This is a genomic window from Sodalis sp. (in: enterobacteria) (assembly GCF_051710625.1).
Lineage (GTDB): Bacteria > Pseudomonadota > Gammaproteobacteria > Enterobacterales > Enterobacteriaceae > JBPESN01.
Genome location: NZ_JBPESN010000088.1, coordinates 1 through 8,051, shown reverse-complemented (window position 1 = coordinate 8,051; position 8,051 = coordinate 1). Strand labels below are relative to the sequence as shown.

Annotated in this window: 5 protein-coding genes, 3 tRNA genes and 2 pseudogenes; 5 read left to right on the top strand and 5 right to left on the bottom strand. The window is 54.1% G+C overall.

Annotated features, from left to right (window positions below; genetic code table 11):
- Positions 1-1,176 (top strand): annotated as a pseudogene (locus ACTBDU_RS15055) (IS3 family transposase); the annotation flags it as partial.
- A 190-nt stretch (positions 1,177-1,366) separates the two neighbouring features.
- Here the strand turns inward: ACTBDU_RS15055 and ACTBDU_RS15050 are convergent.
- A tRNA-Leu gene (locus ACTBDU_RS15050) sits at positions 1,367-1,452 on the bottom strand.
- 16 nt (positions 1,453-1,468) lie between these two features.
- Positions 1,469-1,542: transfer RNA gene (locus tag ACTBDU_RS15045), tRNA-Cys, on the bottom strand.
- A gap of 348 nt (positions 1,543-1,890) precedes the next feature.
- Between ACTBDU_RS15045 and ACTBDU_RS15040 the strand changes: the two are divergent.
- Positions 1,891-3,045: pseudogene (locus ACTBDU_RS15040) on the top strand (IS3 family transposase).
- 91 nt (positions 3,046-3,136) lie between these two features.
- On the opposite strand, the gene ACTBDU_RS15035 reads toward ACTBDU_RS15040, so the two are convergent.
- From ACTBDU_RS15035 to rsmC, 3 genes are all read right to left on the bottom strand, one after another.
- Positions 3,137-3,511, bottom strand: coding sequence for a hypothetical protein (locus ACTBDU_RS15035; RefSeq protein ID WP_438807036.1), 375 nt, complete (start codon positions 3,509-3,511; stop codon positions 3,137-3,139).
- Between the two features lie 448 nt (positions 3,512-3,959).
- A tRNA-Leu gene (locus ACTBDU_RS15030) sits at positions 3,960-4,046 on the bottom strand.
- Between the two features lie 171 nt (positions 4,047-4,217).
- A complete protein-coding gene (gene rsmC / locus ACTBDU_RS15025; protein ID WP_438807035.1) occupies positions 4,218-5,270 on the bottom strand; it encodes a 16S rRNA (guanine(1207)-N(2))-methyltransferase RsmC in 1,053 nt (350 codons plus the stop codon).
- Positions 5,271-5,382: 112 nt separating this feature from the next.
- On the opposite strand from rsmC, the gene ACTBDU_RS15020 reads away from it, so the two are divergent.
- From ACTBDU_RS15020 to prfC, 3 genes are all read left to right on the top strand, one after another.
- Positions 5,383-5,796 (top strand): DNA polymerase III subunit psi, encoded by a 414-nt coding sequence (locus ACTBDU_RS15020; RefSeq protein ID WP_438807034.1) that lies wholly within the window; start codon positions 5,383-5,385, stop codon positions 5,794-5,796.
- Positions 5,765-6,208, top strand: coding sequence for a ribosomal protein S18-alanine N-acetyltransferase (gene rimI, locus ACTBDU_RS15015; RefSeq protein WP_438807037.1), 444 nt, complete (start codon positions 5,765-5,767; stop codon positions 6,206-6,208). The genes ACTBDU_RS15020 and rimI overlap by 32 nt, the downstream gene beginning before the upstream one ends.
- Before the next feature lie 122 nt (positions 6,209-6,330).
- Positions 6,331-7,920: a peptide chain release factor 3 gene (gene prfC, locus ACTBDU_RS15010; protein ID WP_438807033.1), complete on the top strand. Its 1,590-nt coding sequence runs from the start codon at positions 6,331-6,333 to the stop codon at positions 7,918-7,920.
- Positions 7,921-8,051 lie beyond the last annotated feature (131 nt).

Here is an 8,051-nt window from a genome sequence, read left to right as displayed (position 1 = left end):
AAGAAATTTTAGTCCTGAATTCAAACGCGAATCCGCTCAACTGGTTGTCGACCAAAATTACACCGCCGCGCCAGCAGCAAAAGTCATGGACGTCGGCCATTTCTACGATGACGAAATGGGTAAAACAACTGCGTGATGAGCGACAGGGGAAAACGCCAAAAGCCTCTCCCATAACCCCGGAACAAATCGAAATACGTGAGCTCAAGAAGAAGGTACAACGCATTGAAATGGAAAACAAAATATTAAAAAAGGCTAGAGCGCTCTTGATGTCAGACTCCCTGAACAGTTCTCGTTAATCGGAAAACTCAGAGCGCGTTATCCTGTGGCCACACTCTGCCACGTGTTCAGGGTTCATCGCAGCAGTTACAAATACTGGAAAAGTCGGCCTGACAGGCCAGACGGCAGGCGAACGGTATTGCGCAGTCAGGTTCATGAACTGCACAATATCAGCCATGGTGCCGCTGGCGCGAGAAGTATCGCCACCATGGCAACCCAGAGAGGCTTCCGGATGGGACACTGGCTCGCAGGCAGGCTCATGAAAAAGCTGGGGCTGGTCAGTTGTCAGCAGCCGACGCACAGGTATAAGCGTGGCGGTCAGGAGCATGTTGCGATCCCGAATTATCTTGAGCGCCAGTTCGCTGTAACGGAGCCAAACCAGGTATGGTGCGGCGATGTGACGTATATCTGGACCGGGAAACGCTGGGCATACCTTGCGGTTGTTCTTGCATCTGTTCGCGAGGAAACCGGTGGGCTGGGCTATGTCGTTCTCCGCGGACAGGAGACGCACTGGAAATGGCATGGGAAATGCGTGGTAAACCAGCCGGAGTGATGTTCCACAGCGATCAGGGTAGCCACTATACAAGCAAGCAGTTCCGACAGTTGCTGTGGCGTTAGCGGATCAAACAAAGCATGAGTCGGCGGGGTAACTGTTGGGATAACAGTCCGATGGAGCGCTTCTTCAGAAGTCTGAAAAACGAGTGGATACCGGTAACGGGCTACATAAGCTTCAGCGAAGCAGCTCATGAAATTACCGACTATATCCTGGGATATTACAGCGCACTCAGGCTGCATAAATATAACGGTGGGTTGCCACCAGACGAATCAGAAAATAGATACTGGAAAAACGCTAACGCGGTGGCCAGTTTTAGTTGGCCACTACAAACCACAGCCTGGTGATTCAGCGTTATCTAAAGACTCACTGTGCGCCGCCTTCAGATGATAGGCGGCATCTTGAATTAAGTACCCTATATCTTTAATGCCCTGCAGCCACTTTGCTGTCACTTGTCGATTTCAGGGCGAAAAAGAACCGCACAAGGCGGCATCAAAGCTTTAGTACAATTTGTTGTTTTTATTAATCTTTTTTGGATGGTACCCGAGACGAGACTTGAACTCGTACAGCCAAAGGCCGAGGGATTTTAAATCCCTTGTGTCTACCGATTCCACCACCCGGGCGTCAGGAAATCAAAACTGGAGGCGCGTCCCGGAGTCGAACCGAGGTGAACGGATTTGCAATCCGCTGCATGGCCACTCTGCCAACGCGCCTTATCTCATCGCTTGTCTTCGCACTGCAGCCGTTTTATCGACAAATTGCCGAATCACTACCTTGCAACTAACTGATCATAAAGAAAATTCGTTCATTCCGTATTTCGGAATGGGCGCAATTATGGCTTGCCTAAGCAACGATGGCAAGCCTTTTTTGGCGCGAGACGTTTAGATGGTTACATCACAGCCAACCCTGGCCTGCGCTAAAAAAAACCGTTATTTGCCTGCGCCGGCAAACCTTGCACTACTCATCATCGTCCCCACGCATCCGGCCATTGTAGTAGCACACTGAATTTGGCCACCTGAACAGAGGTGATACGCTCACCTCAGAACAACACGGGTGCACCAATGAAAAAAAGAAATTTTAGTCCTGAATTCAAACGCGAATCCGCTCAACTGGTTGTCGACCAAAATTACACCGCCGCGCCAGCAGCAAAAGTCATGGACGTCGGCCATTTCTACGATGACGAAATGGGTAAAACAACTGCGTGATGAGCGACAGGGGAAAACGCCAAAAGCCTCTCCCATAACCCCGGAACAAATCGAAATACGTGAGCTCAAGAAGAAGGTACAACGCATTGAAATGGAAAACAAAATATTAAAAAAGGCTAGAGCGCTCTTGATGTCAGACTCCCTGAACAGTTCTCGTTAATCGGAAAACTCAGAGCGCGTTATCCTGTGGCCACACTCTGCCACGTGTTCAGGGTTCATCGCAGCAGTTACAAATACTGGAAAAGTCGGCCTGACAGGCCAGACGGCAGGCGAACGGTATTGCGCAGTCAGGTTCATGAACTGCACAATATCAGCCATGGTGCCGCTGGCGCGAGAAGTATCGCCACCATGGCAACCCAGAGAGGCTTCCGGATGGGACACTGGCTCGCAGGCAGGCTCATGAAAAAGCTGGGGCTGGTCAGTTGTCAGCAGCCGACGCACAGGTATAAGCGTGGCGGTCAGGAGCATGTTGCGATCCCGAATTATCTTGAGCGCCAGTTCGCTGTAACGGAGCCAAACCAGGTATGGTGCGGCGATGTGACGTATATCTGGACCGGGAAACGCTGGGCATACCTTGCGGTTGTTCTTGATCTGTTCGCGAGGAAACCGGTGGGCTGGGCTATGTCGTTCTCCCCGGACAGCAGACTGACCATCAAAGCACTGGAAATGGCATGGGAAACGCGTGGTAAACCAGCCGGAGTGATATTCCACAGCGATCAAGGTAGCCACTATACGAGCAGGCAGTTCCGACAGTTGCTGTGGCGTGACCGGATCAAACAAAGCATGAGTCGGCGGGGTAACTGTTGGGATAACAGTCCGATGGAGCGCTTCTTCAGAAGTCTGAAAAACGAGTGGATACCGGTAACGGGCTACATAAGCTTCAGCGAAGCAGCTCATGAAATTACCGACTATATCGTGGGATATTACAGTGCACTCAGGGCGCATGAATATAACGGTTGGTTGCCACCAAACAAATCAGAAAATAAATACTGGAAAACGCTAACGCGGTGACCAGTTTCAGTTGACCACTACAATGCAGGCATAACGCCAGTAAATTATCGGCAAGCGTAATCGCGCTGATGAAAAGACCGTCATCAGGCTATTAAAGAAAAAATGTTTTATCAGGTGTGGCTAGTTGGTTGAAACGAAACAGAATATGCCATGCCCAGGACAAGCCGATAATAATTGCAAGATAATTTAATAAAACTGCATAATTGCACATCCTGAAGAGACTTATTACCAATACAGTCAGCGATAAGCCCGCGACGATTATCGCTGACGGCTGACGGCTGACGGCTGACGGCTGACGGCTGACGGCTGACGGCTGACGGCTGACGGCTGACGGCTGACGGCTGTTATTTATCGCGCTAACCACATAGAAAAGAGAAAATGCGGTATTTAGTAACAAAAGTAACAAAAGCAACGTGCGAAGCTTGCTTTGGCGGAGCTCATCATAGGTGTTATAAGGTTTGGACATAAACAAACAGTTAAGCCCAGGCTGTGAAAACAAATATTAAATATTGCTGCGAGAAAATAATGGATGGCTGAAAGTCGCCAGGCGTTTTTATAACTGAATTTAATTTTTTGCTTCCGGGTTAATTTAGCAGCTTTAGTCGCCAATGTCATTAACTAAAGTCTTTCACAAATGAAATGACCTCACAAAAAAAGGAATCTGCCGCTTGCAGGCCACAGGTCAGCGGCGGTCGCGAAGCAGGCCGTGACGCCGCGACCGAAGGCCTGCGAAACGTTAAGCGCCGGGCCACCACCGTCAGCCTTCTGATCCATTGTGGATCCAGGGCTATGCGGTTTGACAAGGCACAGGGAAGTTCACGCAAAAACTCCGTCGGCGAGTAAAGCAAGCTACAGAAGGATAATCAGAAAACACAAGAGGGGAACGTGCGGGTGGAAAACCGACATCTTGACAGTGGTGCGAAGAGAGGGACTTGAACCCTCACGTCCGTTAAGACACTAACACCTGAAGCTAGCGCGTCTGCCAATTCCGCCACCTTCGCCTGAGACAGACAGCCGGTTAAGGTTATCACCGCGGAGGTGGATTTTAGGGATTTTGGCGTTAAGGTCAATAATTATTTGCGATTTCGCGGGCGTTTGCTGCAAAAAAAAAATACCCCGCCCAGCGGGCGACCCGCCGACGCGCGGCGCATGACCGCGCGCTACCGCCTGTGTCAGCGGCGTTTAGCACCCTTATCGCGGCTGCGTTTTATCTGATGGATAGCCTGATAAACTTTGAAACGGCCGTTTTGCGCCAGCACCTGATGATTGCCGAATACTATATCAAGCAGATCCGGATAGGGCAGGAAGGCGTTAGCGACAATGCGCAATTCGCCACCGATACGCAGATGGGTAAGCGCGCCGCGAATCAGCGTCTCCGCCGCCTTCAGATTGGTTTGCATACCATCATGGGACGGCGGGTTGGAAATAATCATATCGAAGCGACCGCTGATAGCGGAGTAGACATCGCCGGCCAGCACCTCTCCCTGCAGCCCATTGACCGCCAGGGTGGCGCGGCTGGCTGCCAGCGCTGGCGCATAGGCATCACTGAGCGTTAATTGCACTCCCGCCGCCCCTTTTGCCAGAACGGCCGACAGGACGCCGGCGCCGCAGCCGATGTCGGCCACATGGCCCTGAAACGGCCGACCGAACGTCGACAAAAGCAATTGGCTACCGTTGTCCAGCCCGTCATGGCTGAAAACGCCCGGCAGGGTTTTTATCACCACATCCTCAAGCGGGTAGGATTGCCAAAACGCCTCGGCATCGAAACGGGGCTGCTGAACAAGCCCGCCGTGATACAGCCCGCAGCGCCGGGCGCTATCGATTTTAGCCAGCGGGCACCAGGCTGCCAGCATCGGTTCGGCGCTGCGCACGCCGCTACGGTTTTCCCCCACCACGAACACATCGCAGCCTAACGGCAGCAGCGACAGCAGATTGGTCAATTGGAACAGCGCTTCCGGCTTGTTTTTCGGCCAGAAATAAATCAGCGTGTCACACCCGCCGACCAGCGCGGCGTCCGCCACCAGGCCGAATTGCACCGCCTGCTCGCCCAGCGCGCGCGCCAGCGGCTGCCGATGGTGATACCAGGCGGTATGGACCTTAGCACTCCGCGCCTCAAGCAGGGCCGGCAGCAAATCCTGCACGTCGCCTGCGATCACGACCTGTTTATCTGAAAATGTATCCTGATGCCGGAGTATGACTTCACTGGCGGGGGTTAAAGCAGACATGCGACAAACGCTCCTCATTAAGTCGAGCAGGGAGTATAGTGCTTTATTGCCCTGGGTTCGATGGGTTTGGTAGCATAGCGGCGCGGAATTATGGGCGCCCACGGGAATAACGATGACAACAAGGCGCGACTGGCAATTACAACAGCTCGGCATTACGCAATGGAGGCTCCAGCGCCCGGCGGTATTGCAGGGGGAGGTTGCGGTCAAATTGCCGGATCAGATTCGTTTGTTGCTGGTGGCTGACCCGCTGCCGCCGGTGGATCATCCCTTGGTAGCCGATGTGGCGCGCAGCATGGCGCTGACGCCGGCGCAGCTGTATGGAGTAACGCCGGAGCAGGTGATGATGTTGCCGGACAGCGTGCGCTGCCATTGCTGGTGGCTTGGGCTTAAAGCCACGCGCGATTTTGCCGGCATAACTTTTCACACGCCGCCGCTGGTGGCGCTTTCACAGGACGCTGGCGCGAAACGCGAGCTATGGCACCGGATAAGTGATAATGAACACCGTATTACCGCTGCTGCCGGCTGATTTAACTGAAGCCTGGCACATTGAACAGGCCAGCCACGCTTTTCCCTGGAGCGCTAAAACCTTTGCCGGCAATCAGGGCGATCGCTATCTCAATTACAAGCTGTGCGTGGGGGATCGTATCGCGGCTTTCGCCATTACCCAGACGGTGCTGGATGAAGCATCGCTGTTCAATATTGCCGTTCATCCCGACTTTCAGCGCCAGGGGCGTGGCCGGGCGTTGCTGAACCATCTTATCGCCGAACTGGAACAGCGTCAGGTGCTCATGCTGTGCCTGGAAGTGCGTCAGTCCAATGCGCCGGCTATCACCCTGTACCGCGCGCTGGGTTTTAATGAAGTCTCGGTCCGGCGCCATTATTATCCCACGGCGAACGGCCGCGAAGATGCGGTAATTATGGCCTTGCCGCTGGGCTGACGCTCGTGCTGACCGAGGTGCTATCAATGCCTCCCCACACCATGTAGAATCTGCAACCAGCAAATTCCGTTTAGACCTAATTTGTGGGGTGCGTCAGTCGTGCGCCCCTCGAGAAAGTGACCATGAAGAACGACCCTTACGCCGACGAGATTGCGGCACGGCGCACCTTTGCGATTATTTCGCACCCCGACGCTGGTAAAACGACGATTACTGAAAAAGTGCTGCTGTTTGGACAGGCGATTCAAACCGCCGGTACCGTTAAAGGCCGCGGCTCTAACCAGCACGCCAAATCCGACTGGATGGAAATGGAAAAGCAGCGCGGTATCTCCATTACCACCTCGGTGATGCAATTTCCCTACCGTGAGGCGGTGGTCAATCTGTTGGATACGCCAGGGCATGAAGACTTTTCCGAGGATACCTATCGTACCCTGACGGCGGTCGACTGCTGCCTGATGGTGATTGACGCCGCCAAAGGGGTTGAGGATCGGACCCGCAAGCTGATGGAAGTCACCCGCCTGCGCGACACGCCGATCCTGACCTTTATGAATAAAGTGGACCGCGATATTCGCGACCCGATGGAACTGCTGGATGAGGTGAAAAGCGAGCTGCGCATTGCCTGCGCGCCAATAACCTGGCCTATCGGCTGCGGCAAGCTGTTCAAGGGCATCTACCATTTGGCGAAGGATGAAACTTACCTCTACCAGAGCGGCCAGGGCCATACCATTCAGGCGGTGCGGGTGGTGAAAGAACTGGACAACCCCGAGCTGGACCAGGCCGTGGGCGAGAATCTGGCCGCGCAGTTGCGCGAAGAGCTGGAACTGGTGCAGGGCGCCTCCCATCCGTTTGATGAACAGGCTTTCCTGGCGGGGGAGCTGACGCCGGTCTTCTTCGGCACTGCGCTGGGTAACTTTGGCGTCGATCATATGCTCGATGGCCTGGTGGCATGGGCGCCACCGCCGATGCCGCGTCAGACCGACGTGCGGGTGGTAAGCGCGCGAGAAGAAAAATTCACCGGTTTCGTGTTCAAGATCCAGGCCAATATGGATCCGCGGCATCGGGACCGGGTGGCGTTTTTGCGCGTCGTGTCCGGCCGTTATGAGAAAAGCATGAAACTGCGCCAGGTGCGAACCGGCAAGGACGTCGTCATCGCCGATGCGTTGACCTTTATGGCGGGAGACCGTTCCCATATCGAGGAGGCCTACGCTGGCGATATTATTGGATTGCACAATCACGGCACTATACAGATTGGTGACACGTTCACACAGGGCGAAGAACTGAAATTTACTGGCATTCCCAATTTCGCGCCGGAATTGTTCCGCCGTATCCGCCTGCGCGATCCGCTCAAGCAAAAACAATTGCTCAAAGGGTTGGTGCAATTGTCAGAGGAGGGCGCGGTACAGGTGTTTCGTCCGCTGGCGAATAACGATCTCATCGTCGGCGCGGTCGGCGTACTGCAATTTGATGTGGTCGTGGCGCGGCTGAAAAGCGAATACAACGTGGAAGCGCTGTATGAGTCGGTCAACGTTTCCAGCGCTCGCTGGGTGGAGTGCGACGACGCTAAAAAGCTGGAAGAATTCAAGCGAAAAAATGAACTCAATCTGGCCCTTGATGGCGGTGATAATCTATCTTACATCGCGCCGAGTATGGTTAATCTTAATCTGACCCGGGAGCGCTATCCGAATATTCAGTTCCACAAAACCCGCGAACACTAATCCCGCGCTGCACCCGCCGCCTGTCCGGCGTGATGTGTCAGGTCAGAAATGATGCTGCCGGGGCAGTAGCGGCGTAGGGTTGCACCAGGCCCGGCGCCACGTCTTCGCCGGCGGACTGGCCTCTGCCGGCG